Source organism: Pectobacterium araliae (genome assembly GCF_037076465.1).
Lineage (GTDB): Bacteria > Pseudomonadota > Gammaproteobacteria > Enterobacterales > Enterobacteriaceae > Pectobacterium > Pectobacterium araliae.
The window spans coordinates 4,084,653-4,110,695 of the sequence record NZ_AP028908.1 but is presented as its reverse complement, the minus strand read 5'-3'; the positions used below and the strand labels follow the sequence as shown (position 1 = coordinate 4,110,695).

At 52.0% G+C, this 26,043-nt stretch carries 23 protein-coding genes; 10 read left to right on the top strand and 13 right to left on the bottom strand.

The features are described 5' to 3' along the window. Window positions 1-84: 84 nt before the first annotated feature. Window positions 85-1,479, bottom strand: a complete 1,395-nt coding sequence (tolC, locus tag AACH44_RS18640) for an outer membrane channel protein TolC (protein WP_261849082.1) — start codon at window positions 1,477-1,479, stop codon at window positions 85-87. A 338-nt stretch (window positions 1,480-1,817) separates the two neighbouring features. Here tolC and nudF point away from each other — a divergent pair, with 338 nt between their 5' ends. The 5 genes from nudF to parE all read left to right on the top strand — a co-directional run bounded on the left by nudF (window position 1,818) and on the right by parE (window position 6,381). Then, complete coding sequence (gene nudF, locus AACH44_RS18635; RefSeq protein WP_261849083.1) at window positions 1,818-2,450, top strand: ADP-ribose diphosphatase; 633 nt, start codon at window positions 1,818-1,820, stop codon at window positions 2,448-2,450. Between the two features lie 4 nt (window positions 2,451-2,454). Then, window positions 2,455-2,886, top strand: coding sequence for a DUF1249 family protein (locus tag AACH44_RS18630; RefSeq protein ID WP_039352426.1), 432 nt, complete (start codon window positions 2,455-2,457; stop codon window positions 2,884-2,886). 106 nt (window positions 2,887-2,992) lie between these two features. Then, window positions 2,993-3,820, top strand: coding sequence for a 3',5'-cyclic-AMP phosphodiesterase (gene cpdA / locus AACH44_RS18625; protein ID WP_261849084.1), 828 nt, complete (start codon window positions 2,993-2,995; stop codon window positions 3,818-3,820). Continuing rightward, window positions 3,820-4,401, top strand: coding sequence for an esterase YqiA (gene yqiA / locus AACH44_RS18620; protein WP_261849085.1), 582 nt, complete (start codon window positions 3,820-3,822; stop codon window positions 4,399-4,401). The genes cpdA and yqiA overlap by 1 nt, the downstream gene beginning before the upstream one ends. Before the next feature lie 84 nt (window positions 4,402-4,485). Beyond that, a complete protein-coding gene (gene parE, locus AACH44_RS18615) occupies window positions 4,486-6,381 on the top strand; it encodes a DNA topoisomerase IV subunit B (RefSeq protein WP_261849086.1) in 1,896 nt (631 codons plus the stop codon). A gap of 95 nt (window positions 6,382-6,476) precedes the next feature. Here parE and AACH44_RS18610 read toward each other — a convergent pair whose 3' ends face one another. The 7 genes from AACH44_RS18610 to AACH44_RS18580 form a co-directional block, all read right to left on the bottom strand. Then, entirely contained in the window at window positions 6,477-7,520 is a 1,044-nt protein-coding gene (locus tag AACH44_RS18610; RefSeq protein ID WP_261849087.1) for a CAP-Gly protein, read from the bottom strand. A 229-nt stretch (window positions 7,521-7,749) separates the two neighbouring features. Beyond that, the gene (locus AACH44_RS18605) at window positions 7,750-8,610 is read right to left on the bottom strand and encodes a ketose-bisphosphate aldolase (RefSeq protein WP_338659406.1); all 861 of its coding nucleotides are present in this window, start codon (window positions 8,608-8,610) and stop codon (window positions 7,750-7,752) included. Between the two features lie 89 nt (window positions 8,611-8,699). Continuing rightward, window positions 8,700-9,551, bottom strand: coding sequence for a class II fructose-bisphosphate aldolase (locus tag AACH44_RS18600; RefSeq protein WP_261849089.1), 852 nt, complete (start codon window positions 9,549-9,551; stop codon window positions 8,700-8,702). 11 nt (window positions 9,552-9,562) lie between these two features. Beyond that, window positions 9,563-10,654: a PTS fructose transporter subunit IIC gene (locus AACH44_RS18595; protein ID WP_261849090.1), complete on the bottom strand. Its 1,092-nt coding sequence runs from the start codon at window positions 10,652-10,654 to the stop codon at window positions 9,563-9,565. Window positions 10,655-10,679: 25 nt separating this feature from the next. Continuing rightward, complete coding sequence (locus AACH44_RS18590; protein WP_010297459.1) at window positions 10,680-10,994, bottom strand: PTS fructose transporter subunit IIB; 315 nt, start codon at window positions 10,992-10,994, stop codon at window positions 10,680-10,682. Between the two features lie 13 nt (window positions 10,995-11,007). Then, the gene (locus tag AACH44_RS18585; RefSeq protein WP_261849091.1) at window positions 11,008-11,487 is read right to left on the bottom strand and encodes a PTS sugar transporter subunit IIA; all 480 of its coding nucleotides are present in this window, start codon (window positions 11,485-11,487) and stop codon (window positions 11,008-11,010) included. A 48-nt stretch (window positions 11,488-11,535) separates the two neighbouring features. After that, entirely contained in the window at window positions 11,536-13,086 is a 1,551-nt protein-coding gene (locus AACH44_RS18580; RefSeq protein WP_261849092.1) for a BglG family transcription antiterminator, read from the bottom strand. 707 nt (window positions 13,087-13,793) lie between these two features. On the opposite strand from AACH44_RS18580, the gene parC reads away from it, so the two are divergent. The 4 genes from parC to AACH44_RS18560 all read left to right on the top strand — a co-directional run bounded on the left by parC (window position 13,794) and on the right by AACH44_RS18560 (window position 19,520). Next, complete coding sequence (gene parC / locus AACH44_RS18575) at window positions 13,794-16,064, top strand: DNA topoisomerase IV subunit A (protein ID WP_261849093.1); 2,271 nt, start codon at window positions 13,794-13,796, stop codon at window positions 16,062-16,064. 148 nt (window positions 16,065-16,212) lie between these two features. Then, window positions 16,213-16,950 carry a 1-acylglycerol-3-phosphate O-acyltransferase gene (locus AACH44_RS18570; RefSeq protein WP_261849094.1) on the top strand — a complete coding sequence of 246 codons (738 nt, stop codon included), beginning with the start codon at window positions 16,213-16,215 and terminating at the stop codon, window positions 16,948-16,950. Window positions 16,951-17,049: 99 nt separating this feature from the next. After that, window positions 17,050-18,465, top strand: coding sequence for a cell division protein FtsP (gene ftsP / locus AACH44_RS18565; RefSeq protein ID WP_261849095.1), 1,416 nt, complete (start codon window positions 17,050-17,052; stop codon window positions 18,463-18,465). Window positions 18,466-18,782: 317 nt separating this feature from the next. After that, window positions 18,783-19,520, top strand: a complete 738-nt coding sequence (locus tag AACH44_RS18560) for a GntR family transcriptional regulator (RefSeq protein ID WP_338659405.1) — start codon at window positions 18,783-18,785, stop codon at window positions 19,518-19,520. 42 nt (window positions 19,521-19,562) lie between these two features. Here AACH44_RS18560 and dkgA read toward each other — a convergent pair whose 3' ends face one another. The 3 genes from dkgA to AACH44_RS18545 form a co-directional block, all read right to left on the bottom strand. Then, entirely contained in the window at window positions 19,563-20,390 is an 828-nt protein-coding gene (gene dkgA, locus AACH44_RS18555) for a 2,5-didehydrogluconate reductase DkgA (RefSeq protein ID WP_261849097.1), read from the bottom strand. Window positions 20,391-20,665: 275 nt separating this feature from the next. After that, entirely contained in the window at window positions 20,666-21,829 is a 1,164-nt protein-coding gene (yqhD, locus tag AACH44_RS18550; RefSeq protein ID WP_261849098.1) for an alcohol dehydrogenase, read from the bottom strand. Window positions 21,830-21,832: 3 nt separating this feature from the next. Then, window positions 21,833-22,573 (bottom strand): NADPH-dependent oxidoreductase, encoded by a 741-nt coding sequence (locus AACH44_RS18545; RefSeq protein WP_338659404.1) that lies wholly within the window; start codon window positions 22,571-22,573, stop codon window positions 21,833-21,835. 252 nt (window positions 22,574-22,825) lie between these two features. Between AACH44_RS18545 and AACH44_RS18540 the strand changes: the two genes are divergently transcribed. Then, window positions 22,826-23,770, top strand: a complete 945-nt coding sequence (locus tag AACH44_RS18540; protein ID WP_261849140.1) for an AraC family transcriptional regulator — start codon at window positions 22,826-22,828, stop codon at window positions 23,768-23,770. A gap of 29 nt (window positions 23,771-23,799) precedes the next feature. Here AACH44_RS18540 and AACH44_RS18535 read toward each other — a convergent pair whose 3' ends face one another. Together AACH44_RS18535 and metC are read right to left on the bottom strand one after the other, a co-directional pair. Continuing rightward, window positions 23,800-24,459, bottom strand: coding sequence for a DedA family protein (locus AACH44_RS18535; protein ID WP_107170935.1), 660 nt, complete (start codon window positions 24,457-24,459; stop codon window positions 23,800-23,802). Window positions 24,460-24,782: 323 nt separating this feature from the next. Continuing rightward, window positions 24,783-25,973 carry a cystathionine beta-lyase gene (gene metC / locus AACH44_RS18530; protein ID WP_261849100.1) on the bottom strand — a complete coding sequence of 397 codons (1,191 nt, stop codon included), beginning with the start codon at window positions 25,971-25,973 and terminating at the stop codon, window positions 24,783-24,785. Window positions 25,974-26,043 lie beyond the last annotated feature (70 nt).

The window sequence follows — 26,043 nt, the reverse complement described above, 5'->3', positions numbered from 1 at the left end:
CATTCTTCTGTGGGGAACGCGTAGGCATGAAAAAGGGGGAACGGTGGTCCCCCCGGTACGGGTATGGGTTACAGCTGCTACGGATTAACGCTGCGCTGAGGCCGTCGTTGCCAGCGGAGCGGTGTTGTCGGTTACAGCCGGCGTGGTTGAAACCGGTTGACCCAGTGACCCATTCAGCGCTTGCAGATCGGTTTCGCTCAGCGTGCCCTGCGCGGACTTGATGTTTAACTGATTGATCAGGTAATCATAACGTGCGCTGGAGAGTTGCTGTTTGGCGTTATACAGCGTGGTGGTGGCATCCAGTACGTCAACGATGGTGCGTGTTCCTACCTGATAACCCGCTTCCATTGCATCCAGAGAGCTTTGTGCAGACACTTCAGCCTGCTTGTAAGCGTTGATACTGCTGATGGAGGCAGAAATATTGTTAAACGATGAACGTACCGTCTGGATAACAGAACGGTGTGCGCTTTCCAGCAGTTCACTCGAGCTAACATAGCTGTGCTGCGCCTGCTTCACCTGAGAGTTAGTTGCGCCACCACTGTAAAGCGGCAGAGTGAAGTTGATCCCAACTTTGTGCTGCCCAGCGTCTGAATCGTTAAACGAGTTACTGTTCTGTGTTTTTGAACCCGAATAGCGGGTATCGCTCACGCCCGTTGATGCCGTGAGATCCAGCGTCGGCATATAGCCTGTTTCGGCGGAGCGAATCTGCTCGCGTGCCAAATCCTGACTCAAACGTGCAGACAACAGGTTCAGGTTGCGGTTTTCAGCTTCCTTCAGCAGGTTGTTAACGGCTTCCGGTTTCTGAGTAGAGAAACGCTCGATATTCAGGCCAGCCAGTTGCGGGTAAAAATTGCCGGTAATCTGACGTAGTGATTCCAGCGCATTATCCAGCGTATTACGCGTCGACACTTCATTGGCTAACACGCTGTCATATTGTGCACGAGCGTTTTGAACGTCGGTAATGGCCACTAAACCTACGTTGAAGCGTTGTGTTGTTTGATCCAACTGACGATAAATTGCCCGTTTCTGCGCATTGATGTAGGACAATGAGTCAATCGCACGCAGCACGTTGAAATAAGCAGTCGCCGTGTTCAGCATCAGGTTTTGTTGTGCAGTCTGATAGGTGACGTCTTCGATACCGGCTTGTTTTTCCTGCAACGTCAGCGCACGCCATTTGGACATGTCGAACAACGTCTGGGTCAATTGCAGTGAAGCACCTTTAACATCGCTGTTAACGCCTTTGTTGTCACGGTAGCCTTTGTTGTAGGTATAGTCAGCGCCTAAGCCTAACTGCGGCAGTAATGGGCTACGTGATTCGTTGATTTTTTCAAATGCGGCGTCACGCGTTGCCGCAGAGCTGCGTAAATCTGGGTTGGTGCTTTTTGCCTGCTGGTAGACCTGTAACAGGTTTTCCGCCTGACTCATGGCGCTAAAACCACCCAGGCTCAGACCAATAAGAAGAGGGAGCAATTTTTTCATTTGCATTCCTTGTTGTGCAGCAATCTCGCTATGGTAGCGCTGTCTATAGACGAATAATTGTCGATTCTATCAGAATCTGCCAATAGGATAAGGTAGCTGAACGTGCCATCTTTCAGCGCGATACGTCCGAAGGGTCAGGTAAATTGACCCTTTGGGTGATTCAGTGCGACGTTTTTTTGTTCAGTAAGATACCGAAAAGTGATGCGGTGTGTGGGTATAACCCTCGGTTTCGCTGACGTCGCGCCTAATAAATGCTCAAAAACAATGATGAGTATAATGACAGTGGGTTCCGCCCTACAATACCGGATTCCATTAATACTTGTTACAGGAGTGCAGCTATGGTGTCTTCCGTGTCCGGCCCCGTTACTTTTACCAAAGATGATGTAGAAATTATTGCACGTGAAAAACTGTATGACGGTTTTTTTTCGCTGGAACGTTACCGTTTTCGTCACCGCCTGTTTAATGGTGGTATGAGTGGTGAAGTCAGCCGTGAAATCTTGGAACGTGGCCACGCCGTCGTGCTGCTGCCTTACGATCCGGTGCGGGATGAAGTGGTACTGATAGAACAGATTCGTATTGCTGCCTATGATACCAGCGCCTCTCCCTGGCTGTTTGAGCTGGTGGCTGGCATGATTGAGCCAGGAGAAAGCCACGAAGAGGTGGCACGACGTGAAGCGGAAGAAGAGGCAGGATTAAGGGTTGGCCGCTGCCGACCGATAATCAACTATCTTGCCAGCCCTGGCGGTACCAGTGAACGTCTGGCTGTGATGGTGGGCGAAGTGGATACACGTACGGCGAAAGGCATTCACGGTCTGGCGGAAGAGAATGAAGATATCCGCGTGCATGTGGTGAGCCGAGAACAAAGTTATCAATGGGTTGAGGAAGGCATCGTTGATAACGCGGCCTCTGTCATTGCGTTGCAATGGTTAGCGTTGCACCATGAAGAACTGAAACGTACGTGGGTGGATTGAATTGATGAAACGTTATACACCGGATTTCCCAGCCATGATGAGGCTATGTGAAACTAACTTCATGCAATTACGGCGTTTGCTGCCAAAAATTGATGAGGTTGGTGAAATCGCGGTTTATCACGTTGATAATGCGGTCTATCAATTGACGATTCTTGAATCTACTCGCTATACGTCATTAGTTGAGATTAAGCAGACGGCGCCTGCTGTCAGCTATTGGAGTCTGCCAATGATGAGCGTTAGGTTGTATCATGATGCGTTGGTTGCGGAAGTGTGTGCCAGCCAGCAGATCTTTCGCTTCAAAGCACGTTATGATTATCCTAATAAGAAGTTACATCAACGTGACGAAAAGCATCAAATTAATCAGTTTCTTGCTGATTGGCTAAAGTATTGTTTGGCGTATGGTTCGATGTCGATACCGGTTTTTGATACCCAATAGATTTCAACACGCAGGAAAGTGGCCGTCGAGCTACAAGGGAAACCAACGTACTCTGCGATTTGAAAGATGACGGGTTGAGACAGATTTACGTAACCAAGGACACCATTTGGAAAGCCTGTTGACACTGCCTGTGGCGAGTGGCGCCAGAGTCAGGATTTTACAAATAACAGATACCCATCTTTTTGCGGGCGAGCATGAAACCTTGCTGGGTATTAACACCTATCGTAGCTATCACGCTGTGCTGAATGCCATTAAGGCTCGGCAGGATGCGTTTGATTTGATCGTGGCGACAGGCGATTTGGCGCAGGATCATACGCTGCAAGCCTATCACCATTTCTCATGCGGGATTGCGCAGATCCCTGCCCCTTGCGTCTGGCTTCCGGGTAACCACGATTTCCAACCTGCGATGGTCGATGCGCTGGCTGATGCCGGAATTGCGCCGTCCAAGCATGTGCTGCTGGGCGACAAATGGCAGATCATCCTATTGGACAGCCAGGTGTTTGGCGTACCGCACGGTGAATTGAGTGAATACCAGCTTGAATGGTTAGAGCGTAGCCTGAAAAGTCAGCCCGACCGCTTTACGTTACTGCTGTTGCACCATCATCCACATCCTTCCGGCTGCACCTGGCTCGATCAACACAGCTTGCGCAACGCCCATAATCTGTCTGCGGTACTGGATCGCTATCCGAAGGTGAACACCGTGCTGTGTGGGCATATTCATCAGGAGATGGATTTTGACTGGCATGGCCGCCGTTTGCTGGCAACGCCGTCGACCTGTGTGCAGTTCAAACCGCACTGTACCAATTTCACGATTGATGATGTGGCACCGGGATGGCGCTATTTGGATCTGCTGCCGGATGGCCGTCTGGAAACGGAAGTCTATCGCCTGTCGGGCAGTGAATTCCTGCCTGACATGGATTCGGACGGTTACTAATGCCTACGCTTCTTTATCTTCATGGCTTCAACAGTACGCCACAGTCGGCGAAAGCAACGGCGCTGAAAACGTGGCTGGCAGAGCAGCATCCTGAAATTGACATGGTGATTCCCCAGCTTCCGCCTTATCCGACGGAGGCCGCCGAGATGATGGAATCGTTGATTATGGAGCGTGCCGGTCGTCCGGTGGGCATTGTTGGTTCTTCCCTCGGTGGTTATTATGCCACCTGGCTATCCCAGTGTTTTATGCTGCCTGCCGTGGTGGTGAATCCTGCAGTGAAGCCGTTTGAACTGTTGCTGGACCATCTGGGCGAATACCAGAACCCCTACACCGGCGAACAATATGTGCTAGAGTCTCGGCACGTGTACGATCTGAAGGTCATGCAGGTTGACCGACTGGAATCGCCGGATTTGCTCTGGCTGCTGTTGCAGACGGGGGATGAGGTTCTGGACTATCGTCAGGCAGTCGCGTATTACACGGCCTGCCGTCAAACTGTGGAGTCAGGAGGCAACCATGCCTTTGTTGGATTTGAGCACTTTTTCACACCGATTGTGAATTTTTTAGGGCTCACGACAGACTGAACCGCTGCATATGCATTGAAAAACGAATCGCCGAAAGCGGTTCGTTAAACACCATTCACTGAACTCAAAGAATTAACGCAAACTATGGCTCAATCAAGTTATAACGCTGATGCGATTGAAGTACTCAGCGGGCTGGAACCGGTGCGCCGTCGTCCGGGAATGTACACCGATACCACGCGTCCTAACCATCTGGGACAAGAGGTCATAGATAACAGCGTTGATGAAGCGCTGGCGGGTCACGCGCGCCGTATTGATGTGATTCTGCACGCCGATCAGTCACTGGAAGTGATTGACGATGGCCGTGGGATGCCGGTGGATATTCACCCAGAAGAGGGTGTACCCGCCGTTGAGCTGATCCTGTGTCGCCTGCACGCGGGCGGCAAATTTTCCGGTAAAAACTACCAGTTTTCGGGCGGCTTGCACGGCGTAGGGATTTCGGTGGTGAATGCCCTGTCTACCCGTGTTGAAGTCACCGTGCGTCGTGACGGCCAGGTGTATGACATTGCGTTTGAAAACGGCGATAAAGTCCAGGAACTCACCGTAACGGGGACCTGTGGACGTCGTAATACCGGTACGCGCGTGCATTTCTGGCCGGATGGAACATTCTTCGACAGCGCCCGCTTTTCGGTATCTCGTTTAACACACCTGCTGAAGGCCAAAGCGGTCTTATGCCCCGGTGTGGAAATCATCTTCAAAGATAAAGTTAACAATACCGAGCAGCGCTGGTGCTACCAGGATGGCCTGAACGACTATCTGTGTGAGGCGGTAAATGGTCTGATCACGCTGCCGGAAAAACCGTTTCTGGGATCGATTACAGGCGAGACTGAAGCCGTGGACTGGGCGCTGCTCTGGCTACCAGAAGGCGGTGAACTGCTGACGGAAAGCTACGTTAACCTTATCCCGACACCGATGGGTGGGACGCACGTGAACGGCCTGCGTCAAGGCTTGCTGGATGCGATGCGTGAATTCTGTGAATTCCGCAATATTCTGCCGCGCGGTGTGAAGCTGAGCGCAGATGATATCTGGGAACGCTGTGCCTACGTACTGTCGGTAAAAATGCAGGAACCACAGTTTGCCGGGCAGACCAAAGAACGTCTCTCTTCTCGTCAGTGCGCCGCGTTCGTATCCGGCGTCGTGAAAGACGCGTTCAGCCTGTGGCTGAACCAGAACGTGCAGGCTGCGGAACAGCTGGCTGAGCTGGCGATTTCCAGCGCTCAGCGCCGTATGCGCGCCGCCAAAAAAGTGGTGCGTAAAAAGCTGACCAGCGGGCCAGCGTTGCCAGGAAAACTGGCCGATTGTACCTCGCAGGATCTCAACCGGACGGAACTGTTTCTGGTGGAAGGGGATTCAGCGGGTGGATCGGCGAAACAGGCGCGCGAACGTGAATTCCAGGCGATCATGCCGCTGAAAGGTAAGATCCTGAATACCTGGGAAGTCTCCTCCGATGAAGTATTGGCTTCGCAGGAAGTACACGATATTTCAGTCGCGATCGGTATCGATCCCGATAGCACCGATCTCAGCCAACTGCGTTACGGCAAGATCTGTATTCTGGCGGATGCGGACTCCGATGGTTTGCACATCGCGACGCTGCTGTGTGCGCTGTTTGTTCGTCATTTCCGTGCGTTGGTTCAGGGCGGACACGTTTATGTCGCGATGCCGCCGTTGTATCGTATCGATCTGGGCAAAGAAGTTTACTACGCGCTGGACGAAGAGGAAAAAGCAGGCGTACTGGAACAGTTGAAGCGCAAAAGAGGCAAGCCTAACGTACAGCGCTTTAAAGGTCTGGGTGAAATGAACCCGTTGCAGCTGCGTGAAACCACGCTGGATCCGAATACTCGCCGTCTGGTGCAGTTGACCATCAACGATGAGGATATGGATCAGACGATGGCGATGATGGATATGCTGCTGGCGAAGAAACGCTCGGAAGATCGCCGCAACTGGCTGCAAGAGAAAGGCGATAAGGCGGAGATCGAAGTCTAACGCTTGGGTTTATGCGGATAAAAACGGCCACGAGGTTATCTTCGTGGCCGTTTTTTTATTGCCTTGCGATAAAAGATATCACACGGCGTTCATCCTTACACTTGTGCTGTATGGCGATAGCGTGCGCTAGTTTTGACGCCCCACAGGCCAGAAAACAGGCTAACGATGGCGCCAATTAACAGCGCAAAGAAGGACCACAGTCCAGCCTTCGCACCCGCAGCGGCGGCTTCGGCGGCTTGCTCACGCGCTTTCTGTTTAAGCGCTTCATACTGCTGTTTTGCCTGCTCGATACTGGCTTCGACATCCTGCAAACGGGTATTCACTAACTCAGCGGTTTTGTTTTTTGCGGCAATCAGGTTATCGACCGTTTGATTTACCTCGTCCTGTGACAGGCTGGTGTTATCCGCGAGCGTTTTTGTCAGGCTGTCACGATCGACATCCTGAGTTAATGCTTCCCCACGTTTTTTCAGTTTAGCCAGGAGATCCTGAATCACCTTTTCACTATCTTCACCGTTAACGGCGATGGCCTTGACTGCGGCACTAATGTCTTTTTTCGCAGCCTCCAACTGACGTTTCACATAGTCCGGGTGCAGGGAGTCAATATCGCTTTTGCGCAGAGCGTTGGAGACTTCCTGAGTGATGTCTTCCGGTTGTAATGACGAGTCTAGCTCAATGCTATCGAATGCCTGCGAGCCAAAATTTCCCAACCCCTGAAGTCCGCCCCCCACGACAGAGCCTGCGCCGGATAGGGCGCTGCCAGTCGCGGAAGCGATGGAACCTAATGCGTTCCCCGTTGCTTTCAGCGTTCCGCCAATCAGAATTCCGCCCAGAACGGCGGCAACGAGTAACGTGGTCGCCCACACCAGAAAACCGTGAATGACGCCATCAATCGCGGCCAGCCTCCCCGCAATGAATGCGCCAGCAGCCAGACTGATGATAATGGATAACGATGACCACACCAGAACGGTGGTGCCAACGCCGCTGACAGGTTCATCCGATAATGGATCGACAATGGCCAGACCAAGACTTGTGCCCAATGTGGAAAGCAGAAGAGAAACGGCTAATACAGTGACAACACCGGCGATGATACTGCCCCATGAAATCTTCTTTGACTCGTACAGTTCGGTTGTCGCGCTCATAATACATCCCCTTTTTTGTCTACTATTTCATGTCGTTGATGACTGACACAGGAAATTTTTCAATTAGAAAGATTAAAGTATAGACGCGGTTGAAAAATAGGGGATGTTTGTTTTATAGGCTTGTTTAATCAAGCCTTAACAAAATTAATTACCATTATTAATATATTGTTTTTTTGCAGTGAGGCGTCAGGCAAGTTTAGTGAACATACCTGCCTGACGCAGTTGCGTATCAATATAAAGTGGCCTTTCCTGTCGAGCCGAAAAGTGCCATTTTGTAGCGAATGACCGCTTTTGCTGCGTTGATCGGTTCTGGGTAGATAGCATTCGGATCCCACCAGGTTTCACGACTGAGGATTTCCCGTGCTTTTTGGAAATAGGCGAATTTCATATCGCTGGAGATATTGATTTTGCCTACGCCCAGCGTTACCGCTTCGGCAATTTCGGCGTCCGGGTTTGCGGAACCCCCGTGCAGGACGAGCGGGATCGACACCCGCTGTGAGATATCCCGCAGGATATGCATTTGCAGTTCTGGCTTCAGGTCTTTGGGATAGATACCGTGCGCGGTGCCGATGGCGACGGCTAACGTATCAACCCCTGTCCTATTGACGAAATCTTCCGCCTGCTCGGGGTCGGTATAGATCACCTTGCTGACGCCACCTTCTATCGTGGTGCCGGTATCACCAATCGTACCTAATTCCCCCTCTACGGAAACGCCCACGGCATGTGCCAGTTTTACCACTTCGGTGGTGAGCGCCACGTTTTCCTCATAAGGCAGCAGCGAACCGTCGATCATCACGGAGGTAAATCCGCATTGAATGGCTCGCAGAACGTGTGCGATCGACGCGCCATGATCGAGGTGGATGACAAACGGCACCGGACTGCGCAGCGTTCTTTCTCGCACATAGGCGAAGAACTCATCGGTCACGAATTCCAGCTCGCTTGGGTGGATTGAGATAATGGCTGGGGTATTTGTTGTTTCGGCCTCTTCCACCACGGCGCGGATAAAGCAGCTATCGGCCACGTTAAATGCCCCGATAGCGAAGCGGTGTTCACGTGTGGGTTTAAGAATATCGGTCATTGAAATCAACATATTATGTCTCTCCTGTGTCGGATAAAGGGCAAAGCGTTCCTGTACCAGTGGCTGACCACTGATGGTGAAAGTCGGTAAATGGCGAACGGTCAGGCTTTGTTGGCTGAACCTGACCAACTGAGGTAATCAACGACCACGTCGCGGCAGGCGGATTCCATCGTCGCCAGCAGGTCGGACAGCTCTGTTGTTGGATGTTGATGCAGCGTCTGCTGCAACGCGGTTTTTCCTGCTTCAAAGACGGCCGCACCGACGTTGATTTTGGCGACGCCGTGACGGCTGACGCGGCGAATGTCGTCGGCTTTAGTACCGCTACCGCCGTGGAGTGCCAGCGGCACGGTGGATTCCTGATTCAGGGCTTCAAGATGCTCAAAATCAATCCGTGGCGTCACCCCGGCAGGATAAATACCGTGAGCGGTGCCGACCGACACGGCAAGCAGATCGATGCCGGTTTGGCGGATGAAAGGAATGACGTCTTCCACCTGCGTCATTTTCACCGTGGCATCCTCAATGTCGTAGACGGGCGCATCGGCGATATGCCCAAGCTCACCTTCCACGCAAACGCCTGCGGTCGCAGCGATAGTCACCACCTGCTGGGTGCGCTGGATGTTTTCCGCCAGCGGGTGACTGGAGGCATCGATCATCAGTCCAGTAAAACCAGCACGGAACGCCTGCCCAATCAGGCTGAATGCCGTACCGTGATCCAGACTGAGCGCCACTGGAACCGTGGCCCGTTCGGCCAGCGCTTTGACCAACGGCACCGCGAGATGCGGTGGAAAGTGCGCGCTGTGACCTTGGTACACATTCAGGATCAGCGGTGCACGCTGTTGCTCGGCGGCGGCAATGGCCGCACGGGCAGTTTCCAGATTGAAACAGTTGATGGCGAGCACGGCATACTGCTGTTGATACGCGTCATCAATGAGGGTTTTCATGGCGGCATACATGGCGGCTCCTGTTATTCGAGAGTGAATTTAATGTCTTCGTCACGCACGCTGCTGTCATCAACGTCGTCGAATTCTTCATCAGCCTGCGTGACGCGTTTCTTAATCAGCGACAGCATCACGCCGCAGATGACCGTGCCGATACCGAGTGCCAGACAGAACATCAGTGGCTTGGTAAATAGTGGGACGACAAACATGCCGCCGTGCGGCACGGGAGCCTCCACGCCCCAGACCATGATCAGCCCACCTGCAATGGCGGAGGCGACGACACAGCTGGCAACGACTCTGAACAAATCGCGTGCAGCAATCGGGATCACCCCTTCGGTAATCATGCAGATCCCCATCGGGAAGGCGGCTTTCAGTGCCTCTTTTTCTGCGCGAGTGTACTTGTAGCGGGTCAGCAGGAAGGAAAGCGTGATGCCGAAGGGCGGAATCATGGAGCCGACAAATTTGACGGCTTCCGGTCCGTAAATGCCATCGACCAGCATTCCGTCCGCGAAGAGCGACATCGTTTTGTTCACTGGTCCACCGAAATCGAAGGTTGCCATCGCCCCCAAAATCGCGCCCATCAGGAATTTCGAGCCGCCTTGCATGGATTCCAGCAGATGAATCAGCACTTTTTGCAGCCAGACGATGGGTTGACCGATAAACGTCATCATCAACAGCCCTGCGATAATGGTACTGAGCAGCGGCAGGATCATGACGGGCATCAGCCCCTGCATCGAGGTGGGCAGCTTGATGTAGCGACGCAGCAGCAGCACGGTGTAGCCGACTAAAAAGCCGCCGAGAATACCGCCGATAAACCCGGTTTGAATCTGGCCGCAGATGAAGCCCACAATCAGGCCAGGTGCGAAACCGGGGCGGTCGGCAATGGAGTAGGCGATCGCGGCGCTGATGAGCGGAACAATCAGCCCCATTCCCCAGCCGCCGATCTGATTAAGCATCCACGCGATACTGCCAGTTTGCTTACCGACATCCGGGCCACCGATGACCTGACCGAGTGCAATACAGATCCCGGCGGCGACAATCAGTGGGATCATCCAGGAAATACCGGTAAGGAGATGCCGTTTTATTTCCTGTCCAACAGTTATTTCTCTGGTGTTCATAATGATTACCCCGAAATGGAGATATTCAGGCACCCGCTAAAGAACTAGCGACTTTTTCCAGAAACTTGATGGGAGATTTAATAACCACCTCCGTTTTTACCCGAACAATGGGTTTACCTTTAAACCGCTCTTCTCCTGTTATTTTGATATCGATGGCCAGAATAACGACATCGGCTGCGGCGATTTCATCGGGTGTTAATTCATTCTCTGTACCAATGGTGCCTTGGGTTTCCACTTTGATAGCGTAATTCAACGCATTGGCGCCTTTAATGAGTTTCTCGCGTGCGATATAGGTATGCGCGATACCTGCCGTGCAGGCGGCAACACAAACAATATTCATTTTGAGCCTCGTCTTATGTCGGAGTAACAGGTGCTGTTTCTGCATACTGACTAAACAGCCGAATAATGTTATGGGGATCGGATTCGTCCAACAGTTGAGCAATCACCTCATCATCGGCCAGCGCACTGGCAACCTGAGACAGCAGGCGAATGTGTGTCGTGTTCTGATCTTCCAGACGCACGGCAAAGAGAATAATGCAGCGAACCTGGCTGCCGTCCAGCGTTTCCCAGGGAATATCCTGACGGGTGCGGCCAATCGCGAGTGTGGTTTGTTTTACGGCGGAGGATTTTCCATGAGGGATCGCAATATGATTTTCAAAACCGGTTGATCCTTCCGCTTCGCGTAACCAGACATCGTGAATAAAATCCTGCTTATTGGTAATGGCACCATCGGCATACAGCAGCTCGGTTAATTCATTAATGGCTTCATCTTTATTGGTTGCAGACATGTTTAACTTCACGCGATTGGCGTTCAGTATTTTATTGATATCCATTGATCACACCTCATCTATAAATTTGAAAAATTAACGTTTGGCCAATAATCAGTGAGGGACGGCCTGATGCAGTTGATTAGCGATAACCTTTTCTGTAACGCGCTTAATGTCATCATCATTAAAAAAGGCGGAAACATAGACGACAGGAATGTGTTGTTCTTCCAGATGAATCGTGGAAATAATCAGTTCAATATCTTCCCGCTGGCAAAATATCTGCATATTACTGGCCGAAATAACGCCAACAATAATCCAGTCAGGAAACGCGCGCAGAATACGATTTTTCAACAAATGTGACGTTCCTACTCCGCTGGAGCACACCACCAGAATACGTTTATGCGCAATTTGGCGTTCCAGCGCGGCTTGGAAATGAATGGTCAGATAGCCAACTTCATCCTCAGCGACGGGTTTTAATTGAAATCGCTGACAGACTTCATTCATGGCTTGCTGAGTCATTTCATAAATATCGATAAATTCGCTTTTGATATCGTCTAATAACGGATTGCGAATGTGTATTTGATACTTTAGTCGGTTAAGCAACGGCTTGATATGAATAAGCAACCCTTCCTGTAATAACTTATCTGTGCGCAGATCGATATTGATTAAATCAGAAAATATCTGCGTCAATGCTCGCGTGATTTTACGTGATTCACCGTTAGAAAATTGATAGCGAAGCAGTTGGTTATCCGCACGCTCCTCCATCACAATGCCTGAGGAAATAATATATTGGTAAATAAACCAGACTTCATCAGAAGGTAGCGTGCTCTCGACGCGTTGCTCTATTTGGGTAACCATATTTTTAGCGATGGAGAATATGCGATTATCCACCTGATGATGAACCGATTCTTCCGCCATGATTAACGCTTTTCCCTGCGCAATACGATGCATCATAATTAAGGTATGCGTGAAAATATTGATGTAATAAGGCTCGCCGAGTGGATAAGAAAGCTGCTGCTCCATGTCCTGTAACAGTGATTCGACGAAGGAAACGTCTTTTTCGCCGAAATAGGTAATCAGTGCCTTATAGCTGCCGGGGTCGAGACGAGAATGGTTAAACGGGCCGGGTTCTTTATGGTGCATGACATCGTTGATGAGCGAGACCATCGCCTGACGCACCCGATTCTCACTGCCTTCAATGTGCGTACCGCTCTGGCTGCGTACCAGCGACAGCCCTAATGGATGTAGCCAGCTTTCGATGATTTTCAGATCGTTAACGATAGAGGCGCTGCTGATGAAATAGCGCTCAGACAGTTTGCTGATGGAGGTCTCATGAGGCGTGTCGCTTAACAACTGTGAGGCGATTTTGACACGACGAGCGTTATTGATCAGGGCATCGGTATCCCCGTCATCCACGACAATTTGCTGTTCCAGCAGCATGAGGTGCCGTTCGTCATCCGTGGTTAACATGATTCCCGCACCGACCTTTTTGTCTGGATAAATATTCCAGACAGAAAGGAAGGCTTCAACAAATTGCATATCGCGATAAACGGTTTTCTCAGACACATCCAGGTAATGTGCAATATCTTTAACCGTTACATATCCCTGGTGTTGCAACAGATATTTCAATAAACGGTTCTGGCGGGAGGTGAGTGGCTGCATCATATTCCCCTATGTGAGACGTTAGATTTTCTGATGCTTATCGAATTGATAACTTTTTCTAAATAATTCCCTGTTTTATTTTCTCTATCGGTTTATTTAAATAGGATGCTGTAGTGATTAATCTAGTCGCGATAGTCGATAGGGACAATACTAAATGCTGTCCGCTGAATAGGACAAAATTAAAACATAGCGCCGACGGAATATTAATTGAGATCGCGATCACGTTATAGCGTGAGTTCAGTCAGACATGCTTATTGGCATAGTCATTATTTAATACTGTGAAAGTAGCGATGTTGGCGTAATTAAACGTAATGCGGCGAGATAAGCATGTGGAGGAAAATAAAAAGGCAAGAAAGCAGCTGTGTGCATTCTTGCCTGAGTGGTGGCGATGCCTGAATGATGCATCGCCTTTTTTATTGAATCGTGAGTGATGCGGATGAGAAATCTACATTCACACCCAGTTGGAAGGAACGGCCGGGCTGCGGCCAGATCAAGCGTCGATTTCCGTCTGGGGTGAAACGATGACTGCCGAGCATCTACCATTACCGCTAGCGACCTTCCCTGGCAAGCGTCGGATTCACATCAACACGCGGCATTGTTCTCTGTGACATCACCTCATCAGATAAGGTACTATTCCCGCCAAACATACCGCCGCTATGGCGTGTCGGAAAGCGTAACAATCGCGCCGCGATGTGAGGGAAGTGAGATAAATGAGTGAGATGACTCATGACGGCGCAGAAAGCCTTGCGCTGCGCACGTTTACCGAAAATGCATACCTGAATTATTCCATGTACGTCATCATGGACAGGGCATTGCCGTTCATTGGCGATGGTCTGAAACCTGTGCAGCGTCGCATCGTGTATGCGATGTCCGAGCTGGGGCTGAATGCCAGCGCCAAATTTAAAAAATCCGCCCGTACCGTGGGTGACGTGCTGGGTAAATACCACCCGCACGGCGATAGCGCCTGCTATGAAGCGATGGTGCTGATGGCGCAGCCGTTCTCGTACCGCTATCCGCTGGTGGATGGTCAGGGGAACTGGGGCGCACCGGACGATCCGAAATCGTTCGCCGCCATGCGTTATACCGAATCGCGGTTGTCCAAATATGCAGAACTGCTGCTGTCTGAACTCGGGCAGGGCACGGTCGATTACACCCCGAACTTTGATGGCACGATGCAAGAGCCGAAGATGCTGCCTGCGCGTCTGCCTAATATTCTGCTGAACGGCACCACCGGGATCGCCGTCGGGATGGCAACGGACATACCGCCGCACAACGTGCGTGAAGTCGCTGCCGCCGCAGTGATGCTGCTGGAAAATCCGAAGGCCTCGCTGGAAGAGCTGTTGCAGCATGTTCAAGGGCCGGATTTCCCGACGGAAGCCGAAATCATCACGCCACGCGATGAAGTGCGCAAACTCTACCAGAATGGCCGTGGTTCAGTGCGGATGCGCGCGGTCTGGAAGAAAGAAGACGGTGATGTCGTCATTACCGCGCTGCCGCATCAGGTTTCCGGTGCCAAAGTGCTGGAGCAGATTGCCAGCCAGATGCGGGCGAAGAAGCTGCCGATGGTCGAAGACCTGCGCGATGAATCCGATCATGAGAATCCAACCCGTTTGGTGCTGGTGCCGCGCTCGAACCGTATCGATATGGATCAGGTGATGAACCATCTGTTCGCTACGACCGATCTGGAAAAAAGCTATCGCGTTAACATGAACATGATCGGTCTGGATGGTCGCCCTAGCGTGAAAGGGCTGGTTGAGATCCTGAGCGAATGGCTGGTTTTCCGTCGCGACACCGTGTGCCGCCGTCTGAACTACCGTCTGGAAAAAGTGCTCAAGCGCCTGCATATCCTTGAAGGCTTGCTGATTGCGTTCCTGAACATTGATGAAGTGATTCATATCATCCGCACGGAAGACGAGCCGAAGCCCGTACTGATGCGCCAGTTCAGCTTGAGTGAAACACAGGCTGAAGCGATCCTGGAGCTGAAATTACGCCATTTGGCCAAGCTGGAAGAGATGAAAATCCGTGGTGAGCAGGACGATCTGGCAAAAGAGCGCGATCAGCTTCAAGCACTGCTGGCATCCGATCGTAAGCTCAGCAACCTGATTAAGAAAGAAATTCAGTCCGATGCGCAAGCCTATGGTGACGATCGTCGTTCGCCGCTGCGTGAACGTGGCGAAGCGAAAGCGATGAGCGAGCATGACTTTGTGCCGTCTGAACCCGTTACCATTGTGCTATCGGAAATGGGCTGGGTGCGCAGTGCCAAAGGGCATGACATCGATCCTACTGGGCTGAGCTATAAAGCGGGCGATAGTTTCCGCGCCGTGGCGAAAGGCAAGAGCAATCAACCTGTGGTGTTCATTGATTCTACCGGCCGCAGCTATGCGCTGGATCCGATCACGCTGCCTTCTGCACGCGGTCAGGGTGAGCCGCTGACGGGCAAACTCACGCCGCCGCCGGGCGCGACGATTGAACAGGTGCTGATGGCTGCGGACGATCAACTGTTGCTGATGGCATCGGATGCGGGCTACGGCTTCGTCTGTACCTTCAACGATCTGGTCGCGCGTAACCGCGCGGGTAAAGCGATGATTACGCTGCCGGATAATGCGAAGGCGCTGGCACCGATCGAGATCAAAGGCGACGATAACCTGCTGATGGCGATCACCGCCGCAGGCAGAATGCTGCTGTTCCCTGTCTCTGATTTGCCACAGCTGTCGAAGGGCAAGGGCAACAAGATTGTGTCCATCTCCTCGGCTGATTTTGCGGAAGGCAAAGACCGTCTGACCTGGCTGTATCTGCTGCCACCACAGGCTTCAGTCACGCTGTACTTCGGTAAACGTAAGCTGGTGCTGCGTCCAAACGAGCTTCAGAAGTATCAGGGCGAGCGCGGACGGAAAGGGACGTTACTGCGCGGACTGCAACGCATCGACCGGATTGAGGTGGATGCGCCGCAGCAGGTTGATACTGGCAGCAACGAAGAATAAATCCTCCCTATTGTCATTATGCATGTAGAAAGGCGGTGTTTACCGCCTTTCTTTGGTTTCCGGTTGCCATCCCGCAGCAAATTGAATCACCGTGTGTTTTCGCGCGGAATCGCTATACTAGCGGCGGCTGTTGGCTAATGAGGTTGCTATGTTATCCATTTTGCGTTTTTTTGTTGTCGTCATATTTTCGATTTTGATCTGTATTTTTGGCTTGTTTTACTGCCTGTTCAGCCCTCGAAATCCCCGTCATGTGGCAACTTTTGGCCGTCTTTTTGGCCGCTTGTCCGTGGTATTTGGCCTGAAAGTAGAAATGCGGATACCGGAAGAAGCGGCGCATTATGGCAATTGCATCTATATCGCAAATCATCAGAATAATTACGATATGGTGACGGTCTCCAGCGCGGTTCAGCCTCGCACCGTTACCGTAGGTAAAAAAAGCCTACTGTGGATTCCGTTCTTCGGACCACTCTACTGGTTGACCGGTAACTTGCTGATTGATCGTGAAAACCGTGCTAAAGCGCATGGCACTATTGCTCAGGTCGTGAAGCATATTAAAGAGCGTAATACCTCTATTTGGATGTTTCCTGAAGGGACGCGCAGCCGTGGGCGCGGCCTAATGCCATTCAAAACCGGTGCTTTTCATGCCGCGATTAGCGCAAAAGTGCCGGTTGTACCCATTTGCGTTTCTACCACCAGCAATAAGGTGAAATTAAACCGCTGGAATAACGGTCTCGTTATCGTAGAAATGCTGCCACCGATTGATACCCGTGCGTATACCAAAGATCAGGTTCGTGAACTGGCGACACATTGCCATGATGTGATGGCTGCCAAGATTGCGGAACTGGATGTGGAAGTCGCAGCGCGTGAAGCGGCAAACAAAAAATAAGTTTCCCCTCGGGTTACGCGATTATTTCTTCCGATTGTCTATTCAAGAACGAATCGGACGTTAAACTTTGCTTACGGTTAATGGATTTACGGAGTCATTATGTCACTCAGCCGACGTCAGTTTATTCAGGCATCGGGCCTTGCGTTATGTGCGGGTATGGCGCCACTGGCAGCGAAAGCCAGTGGGAATCCCACCGCATTGCCGATACCGCCATTACTGGAGTCGCGCCGAGGCCAGCCTCTTTTTCTGACGATGCAGCGTGTTCATTGGGCATTTTCTGGCGATCGTAAGACGTCCATTTGGGGAATTAACGGCCGTTATTTAGGGCCGACGGTGCGGGTCTATGACGGCGATGATGTTAAGCTGATTTACAGCAACCGTCTGAATGAGCCTGTCGCGATGACGATTGGTGGGTTGCAGGTGCCAGGGCCGCTGATGGGCGGCGCTGCCCGCATTATTTCTCCAGGAACCGACTGGTCACCAGTATTGCCCGTTCGCCAGCCCGCGGCGACCTGCTGGTATCATGCGAATACGCCGAACCGTATGGCCCCCCATATTTATAATGGATTGGCAGGGCTGTGGCTGGTGGAAGACCGCGCCAGTAAATCTCTGCCGCTTCCCAATCACTACGGTGTTGATGATTTCCCATTGATTATTCAGGATAAACGGCTGGATAACTTTGGTGTTCCTCTCTACAATCCGCCTTCTAACGGTGGGTTCGTGGGGGATTCGCTGTTAGTTAATGGCGTCCAAAACCCCTTTGTTGAAGTTTCTCGCGGCTGGGTTCGCCTGAGATTGTTGAACGCATCGAACTCCCGGCGTTACGTAATGCGGCTCAACGATGGCCGAGCGATGCATGTGATCGCCAGCGATCAAGGGCTGTTACCCGCGCCAATGGCGGTGAACCAACTGTCGCTCGCACCCGGCGAACGGCGCGAAATTCTGGTCGACATGTCGCAAGGCGAAGAGGTCACGCTGACGGCAGGCGAGTCGGCTGGGATTATGGATCGCCTGCGTGGCTTGTTTGAACCTTCCAGCATCCTGATTTCCACTCAAATTGTTACGCTTAAACCGACGGGGCTGTTGCCATTAGTCACGGACAACCTACCGATGCGTTTGCTGGCCGACAACATCATTGAAGGGAGTATTAGCCGCACGCGTGAGTTCCGTCTGGGTGACAGTCTACCTGGTATCAACGGTGCGATGTGGGACATGACGCGTGCTGATGTGCAAACTCAGCTTGGCCGTTGTGAACGCTGGATTATCCACGCCGATACGCCGCAGGCTTTCCATATTCAGGGCGTTAAGTTTCTGGTACGCAGCGCGAATGGTGTCCCTCCGGTGGTGGAAGACAGCGGCTGGAAAGATACGGTATGGGTGGATAACGATGTCGAGTTGCTGGTGTATTTCATGCAGCCCTCCTCCATGGCGTTCCCTTTCCTGTATTACAGCCAGACGCTGGAACTGGCCGATCGCGGCTCGACGGGACAGCTTATCGTACAAACGGCGATGTGAATCTCTATCCTGCCAACAATCCTTCGCCGTTATGGACGTAACGGCACTATCTCCCATCCTCGTTTGTTTCTTAATGTGATCTACTTCTATTCAGACACACCAAAATTAAAGATGCGACGCCGTGTGGACGATACCTTATAGAGTGATGTCGCTCTGTACTAAGGGAATATTTCGGATACTGGGTTTAATGAGTCATAAAAATATTTTTTATTACAACAAATTCAGAATCAGAGTATTTCGTGGCGTCATAGAATCAGGTTCACTTCTGTTTTAACTCATACGCAGCCAGAATGCTGCGTTATTGAAAAGGCTGTACTATGCGGGCATTACTGCTTTGGGTCAGGGATCAGCTTGCTGGGGCGTCGTCGGCACCTCGCTATATGCAGCTTGCGTCGTTGCTTGAATCAGAAATCGGCCGCCGGAAGACGTTATTAGGCCAGTTCTTACCTGCGGAAAGATTAATTGCGCAACAGTTGGGATTATCGAGAGTTACCGTTTCCCGATCCTTGTCGTTGCTGGAAGAGAAAGGGCTGATTGTTCGTCAGCAAGGGGTCGGGACTCGCGTTGTCCAGCGGCTGAATTATGCGTTGAGTGCGGAAGACGAAGGGTTCACCGCACTGGTGCTGAAACAAGGCGGCGTCGCTGGCAGCCTCTGGCTAGAAAAGGCAATACAGGTTCCGCCTGCTGCCATCGCCGCAAAGATGTTGCTACCGGAAGGCGAGGCTGTCACTTATTTGCGACGCGTCCGGCTCAGCAATGGCGAGCCTGTTTCGTTGGAAACGACCTGGATACCGCAAAAATTCCTACCCGACCCGGAAGCGCTTGAGCAGTCTCTCTATCAATATTGGGTGGCGCGTGGGATCACGCCGGACAAAAAACGCTATCGTTTCAAAGCGATTGCCTGTACGGCAGACATCGCCGCGCTTCTTGATATTACGGCGGAGGCACCAGCACTGTACTGCCAACTGCATGTTTATAACGAACAGGGGGAACTTCTGGAATACAGCGAGGCACACTGTCGTAGCGATGTGTATGAGATTCAGTTTGCTGATTAGAGAAAAAATGCCAGCAGAGGGAATGCTGGCATCAAAGATGGATTAGTCGTTTCTCGGTGCGTCAGGGTCCGAACCCAGACGCTTCCCGCTGTCCAGCTTGGCAATTTCCCCCAGTTCGTCTTTATCCAGACGGAAATCAAACACCTCGAAGTTTTCCTTGATGCGTGCGGGCGTCACTGATTTAGGAATCACCACCAGTCCGCTGTCCAGATGCCAACGGATCACGATCTGTGCTGGCGTTTTTCCGTATTTGCTCGCCAGTTTACGGATAATGGGATGGTCGAAGACGCCTTCGCCACCCTGCGCCAGCGGGCTCCAGGATTCCGTCTGTATATGGTGCGTGGCGTTCCAGGAATGAAGTTGCTTTTGCTGGAGAAGAGGATGTAGCTCGACCTGATCGATGACCGGCAAGACGCCCGTTTCTTCTTTTAACCGCTGTAGATGGTGAATATGAAAATTACTCACGCCGATGCTTTTCACCAGACCTTGTTCCTGGAGTTTGATGAGCCCGCGCCAGGCATCCACGAAGGTGTTCTGTTGCGGGAGCGGCCAGTGAATCAGGTAGAGATCGATATAATCTAACTGAAGCTTTCGCAGACTCTCTTCCAGCGCCTTTTGAGGGTCGGTGTGATCGCCATTCCAGAGTTTGGTGGTGATGAACACCTCTTCACGCGGTAGATTTGCGGAACTCAGCGCCTGACCGACCGCTTCCTCGTTCTTATAAATCGCGGCGGTATCGATAGCCCGATAACCGATGGACAAGGCTTCAGTCACGGCGATCACCGTGTCCTCACTGCTTGCTCGCCAGACCCCAAGGCCCAACTGGGGCATGATATTGCCGTCCGCCAGCTTAACTTTCGGTTGCGTCATCTCATTCTCCTTTTATATCCGTTAATCCATAAACGTATCATAGGGTTAACTGGATGGGCGACCTGTTCATATCACGAAAATAGCGTAACGTGATCCCTAGCAGGAACAGGCATATGATTTCATTCTAGTAGAAAAATTCGCTGGCTATGCATGGTCGGATGATAAAGGGAGCCGATTGGCTCCCCTTAACAGACACAGCATTGAGGTGAGGGTATAAGTGTTATTTAACTGATGGCGTTTTCTCCTGTCACTTGAATGATTTGGGGGAGAAGGGCTTAACGCGCCGCTTCATAAATCTTCTGGCTTTCTTCCAGCGTGATGTCGCGGTGCTCGCCTAGCGCAGTCAGGCCGTGTTCGCTGAGTTTGGCGACCAGTGTCGGGATGGAGCTGCCATCCAACTGATAGTCAGATAGGCGAGTCGGCACGCCCATTTTTTCGAAGAAGTCACGCGTGGCGGCAATCGCGCCGTCGATGCGCTGGTCTTCGCTACCGTCACGCAGGTTCCAGACGCGCTCGGCGTATTGCAGCAGTTTGTCACGCTTCTGGGTTTTTCTTGCCGTCAGCATGGCGGGCAGAACAATCGCCAGCGTCTGGGCATGGTCGAGGCCGTGCAGCGCCGTTAATTCATGCCCTAACATATGCGTTGACCAGTCCTGCGGTACGCCTGCACCAATCAGGCCGTTCAACGCCATGGTGGCGCTCCACATCACATTGGCTCTGACCTTGTAGTTTTCTGGTTCAGCCAGCGCGCGTGGGCCTTCTTCAACCAGCGTGAGCAGTAAACCTTCCGCAAAACGATCCTGAACTTTGGCATCGACGGAATAGGTCAGGTATTGCTCAACCGTGTGAACGAAGGCATCGACCACGCCGTTCGCGATCTGGCGAGCGGGCAGAGTGTACGTCACGACGGGGTCGAGCACGGCAAAAACCGGCTGCGTGTGTCGTGAACGGAAGGGGAGCTTATCGTTGGTTGATTTACGGGTGATGACTGCACCGTTGTTGGATTCTGAACCGGTCGCAGGCAGCGTAAGTACCGCTGCCAGTGCGACGCCGCGATCGATTTCTGCCCCACCGGTTTGCAGAATGTGCCACGGATCTTGTGCGGCCTGATAATCCGCCGCGGCGGCGATAAATTTTGTGCCGTCAACGACAGAGCCACCGCCAACCGCCAGCAGGAAATCAATTTTCTCTGCACGGACGACCTCGACAGCTTTCATTAGCGTTTCGTAAGTCGGGTTCGGTTCAATGCCGGAAAATTCTCGAATGTTACGGCCTTCCAGTGCGCGATAGACCTGATCCAGCACGCCATTGTGCTTCACGCTGCCGCCGCCGTAAGTGATGAGAATACGAGCATCGGCAGGAATTTCTTTGCCTAATTCAGCAATCTGGCCTTCGCCAAACAGAATCTTGGTCGGGGTGTGGAGTGTGAAATTTAGCATAGGTTATTTGTCCAGTTTAAAGCCCTGTTGCAGGATCGCGGGTAAGACTTTCGGGAAATAAATATGTTGGTAGTAACTGGCGGTGTTATCACCCCAGTTGTCGCCGTCTGCGCGGCCGGTTTGCTGCCAGTGTGTCACCAACGTTTGGTTGTATTGGTCAATTGCCGCAGGCAGAACGTCTTGATGATAGCTTTCATCATGACGGAATGAATTCACGGGCAGTCGTGGTTTCTGATGCGCGGGGGTATCGACGTAGCCGATAGCGACGCCTGCGACGGGGAACGTCAGTTCAGGAAGTTCCAGAAAGTCGATCATCGCCTGTGGGTCACGACGAATACCGCCAATCGGGACTATGCCCAGCCCAAATGAGCGTGCGGCGGCCATTAACGTGCCGAGCGCGATGCCGACATCCGTTGTGCCGGAAATCAGACTTTCAAGGCTTTCATGTGCGTGTTGCTGCTTGTCGCTCATGGCAATCCCGACCTGCGTTTTATACATATCCAGCACTACGGTAATGACGACGGGTGCCTGGGCAATCCATGGCTGGCCGCCAGCCAGTTCGGCAATGTGTGCCTTGCGTTCTGGGTCGCGGGTGACGATGAGTGACACTTGCTGAGAATTCACGGATGTGGGTGCCAGATGGGCGGATTGAACAATGGCATCCAGCACGTCATCGGGAATGGGTTTATCAAGATAACTACGTTCGCTGCGATGTGACGTAAACAGTTCAATCGTTTTATTCATGTCTTTTCCCGAGTGATAGTGGGCAAATGTATGCTCACTATTGTCATCAACTCGGGGAAGACGTTCAATGCACATTCCTGTTTGGTTATTGCCTATTTCTCCAAAATATAGGAGAAAAGGGTGATAATAATTCGCAGGTATGTCATTTTGTTTCTTCTGTCAGGAGAGAGGCTTCGGGCAGGAAAAGCGAACCAGTAGCGGGATAACACTATTTTGACGCAGACCCCATACATGTTGACGGAACACCAAGGCATGTCGACAGAAAGCCAATGTGAGCGGCTTGTTCAGCAGCCCAGCGTGCGGCAACGCATCGTGCAACAGGCAATACGCTGTTCAGCCAAAAGCTGGGCCACGCCTTCTCTCGTGCCCCAGGTCAAAATTCTGTATACGGAACAGCATCATCCGCGAGTCCCGGTGATGTATGAACCGACGATCGTCATCATTTTTCAGGGAAAAAAGATTGGCTATCTAGGCGGAAAAACCTTCCAGTATGATCCGGAAAACTACCTGTTGATGACCGTGCCGCTGCCGTTCGAATGTGAAACGATAGCCAGCGTGGAGCACCCGTTGGTGGGGATGGCGATCCGCATTGACATCCAAATGCTTCAGGATTTACTGATCGACATCGGTGATGATGACAGTGCGATCCGTCCCTGTTCCTGCTCGTGCGGCGTGAATAGCGCACCGCTGACCGATGAGATTCTGTGTGCCGTTGAGAGACTGCTGGATGCGATGAATAACCCGCGTGATGCTCGTGTGCTGGGCCCGACGATTGTGCGCGAGATTATCTATCATATGCTCTGTGGCGAAAGTGGTTCGGCATTGCAGGCGTTGGTGAATCGGCACACGCACTTCAGCCACATCACCAAAGCGCTGCGACGCATTGAGAATCACTACGCCGCTAGCCTGAATGTGGAACAGCTGGCGGCCGAGGTGAACATGAGCGTTTCTGCGTTTCATCATAACTTCAAGGCAGTCACCAATACATCGCCATTGCAGTACCTGAAATCCTATCGCTTGCATAAAGCGCGTGTGATGATGCTCAACGATGGTCTGAGAGCGGGCGTTGCCGCCGCTCGCGTCGGATATGAGAGTGCGTCGCAGTTTAGCCGGGAATTTAAACGCTATTTTGGCGCGACGCCGGGTGATGAAGTGGCGAGATTAAAGGCCAGTAATATGGTGGTTGAGGAAAGCTGAATACGACAATAAATCGCACGGTTGCCCGGTTAGGCGACGGTGCGTTTTTTACGCCACACTACAACAGCCATGCCGATCAGGCCGCTGACCAGTAAAATAATTGGCAGCAGGATCAGCGCAGTCATCACTTGATCCTCATAGCGTTTGACTAGCGGAATGTGGCTGAGTGCATAGCCGAGCGTGACAATCCCCCCGACCCACAGCAGTCCGCTGAGCCAGTTGAAAATTTGAAAACGCGTATTGTTTAACCCCGAAATCCCCGCCATTGTTGGCAGCAGCGTGCGAATGAAGGCTAAAAAGCGGCCAACCAGCAACGCCATCAGGCCGTGGCGGTGGAATAGATGGTGAGCACGCTGGTGATAATGCGCAGGAAGCTGTAACAGCCAGCCTTTTACCAATCGGGTATCGCTCAGCCAGCGTCCTTGAAGGTAGCTGAGCCAACAGCCGAGACTGGCGGCGATGGTAAGCAGAATCATCGTGGGGAAAAAGCTCATCACGCCTTTGGCAATCATGGCGCCGGTGAGCAGCAGCAGGCTATCGCCGGGCAGAAAAGAGGCAGGTAGCAGGCCGTTCTCCAGAAACAGCGTCGTGAACAGAATGCCGTAAATCACCCAAATGACGTGGGGATCGGCCAGTGCACTAAAATCCTGCTGCCAGAGCGCCTGAATAATGTCGTGAACCACACTCATATTACTTCCCGCTAGTGACGATATTCACTATCTCTCAGGCTGCGGCGTGGAACGCTGGGCTACCTGAAATCTACTGCCTATCAAGCCCTAAAATCAGTATGGGCAAAACGCCTTGCCGCATTGTGAGAATGCGATAGGGCTTAATGCTTAATTTGGGTTAAGGTAACGCGTTTTTTGGTAAGCGTTGACTCATGATTATCATAACGCATTACCCACCGCGCCGCAGGGGAAATCAAGACGCGGTGGTTTTATGGCCGTCACATTTTCAGTCTTTTTTTTCCTGCCTGTAATTTGTTTACTGTCGTCCGGCAGCGCTGAGCTTGCTAGGCGCTTAGTCTGCTGAAACCCGCGGCCAGATCGTCGATCAGATCGTCACTGTCTTCAAGTCCTATATGTAACCGGATAAGTGTGCCGGTAAAGTCCACTCCATTCACGGGGCGAAGTGCTGCCAGTTCTTCCGGCTGATTTGCCAGAATCAGGGACTCAAAGCCACCCCAGGAATACGCCATACTGAAGTGCTCAAAATGGTCCAGATAGTGCGCCAGCGTTTCTTTGCTTAATTTCTCTTTTAACACAAAGGAGAACAAGCCGTTGCAGCCGTTAAAATCACGAACATAGAATTCATGTCCTTTGCTCCCTGGCAACGCGGGGTGATTAACGACGGCGACTTCTGGCCGTTCCGCCAGCCATTTCGCAATGCGGATGCTGCTTTCCTGATGTTGCTTGAGCCTGACGCCCAATGTGCGTAGCCCTCGGCTGGCGACGTAGGCGGTGTCGGCATCCACCATTTGTCCCATCAGATAAGAGTGTTCACGCAGTTGTGCCCAGCAGCGTTCGTTAGCGACAGCCGTACCGATCATAGCATCGGAATGGCCGACGATATATTTCGTACCAGCCTGAATCGAGATATCAATATCGAAGTCGAACGCTTTGAATAAAATGCCCGCCGCCCAGGTATTATCAATCATGACAACGATCTCAGGGTTGATACGGCGCACGGCTTGGACGATGGCTGGCACATCGTGGACTTCCATGGTGATGGAGCCCGGCGATTCAAGAAAGACCACTTTGGTATTTGGCTGGATTAGCTCGGCAATCCCGGAACCAATGAGCGGATCGAAATAGGTGGTGCTGACGTTCAGCTTGCTGAGCACTTTGGTGCAGAAATCCTGTGTGGGTTCGTAGGCTGACTCTGTCACCAGAATGTGATCGCCTGCCGCAACGAAAGAGAGGATCGCGTTAGAGATGGCCGCGGCACCACAAGGGTACAACGCACAGCCTACGCCGCCTTCCAGCTCCACCATCGCTTCCTGAAACGAGAAATGGGTCAACGTACCACGACGACCATAGAATAGTGCGCCCTTGGCGCGGTTAATGGTGGCGTGTTTTTTGTCCTGTACGGTATCGAATACCAGAGAGGACGCGCGCTGAATAACGGGGTTGACGGAGCCTTGGGTGAATTTCTTGCTGCGTCCTGCGGCGACTAACGCGGTTGCCGTTTTTTTGCTTGTCATAACCACTATCACCTTTTCTGTTCAGTCCTGCTGCATGACTTTATATGCCAACTCATCCCCGACAATGAGC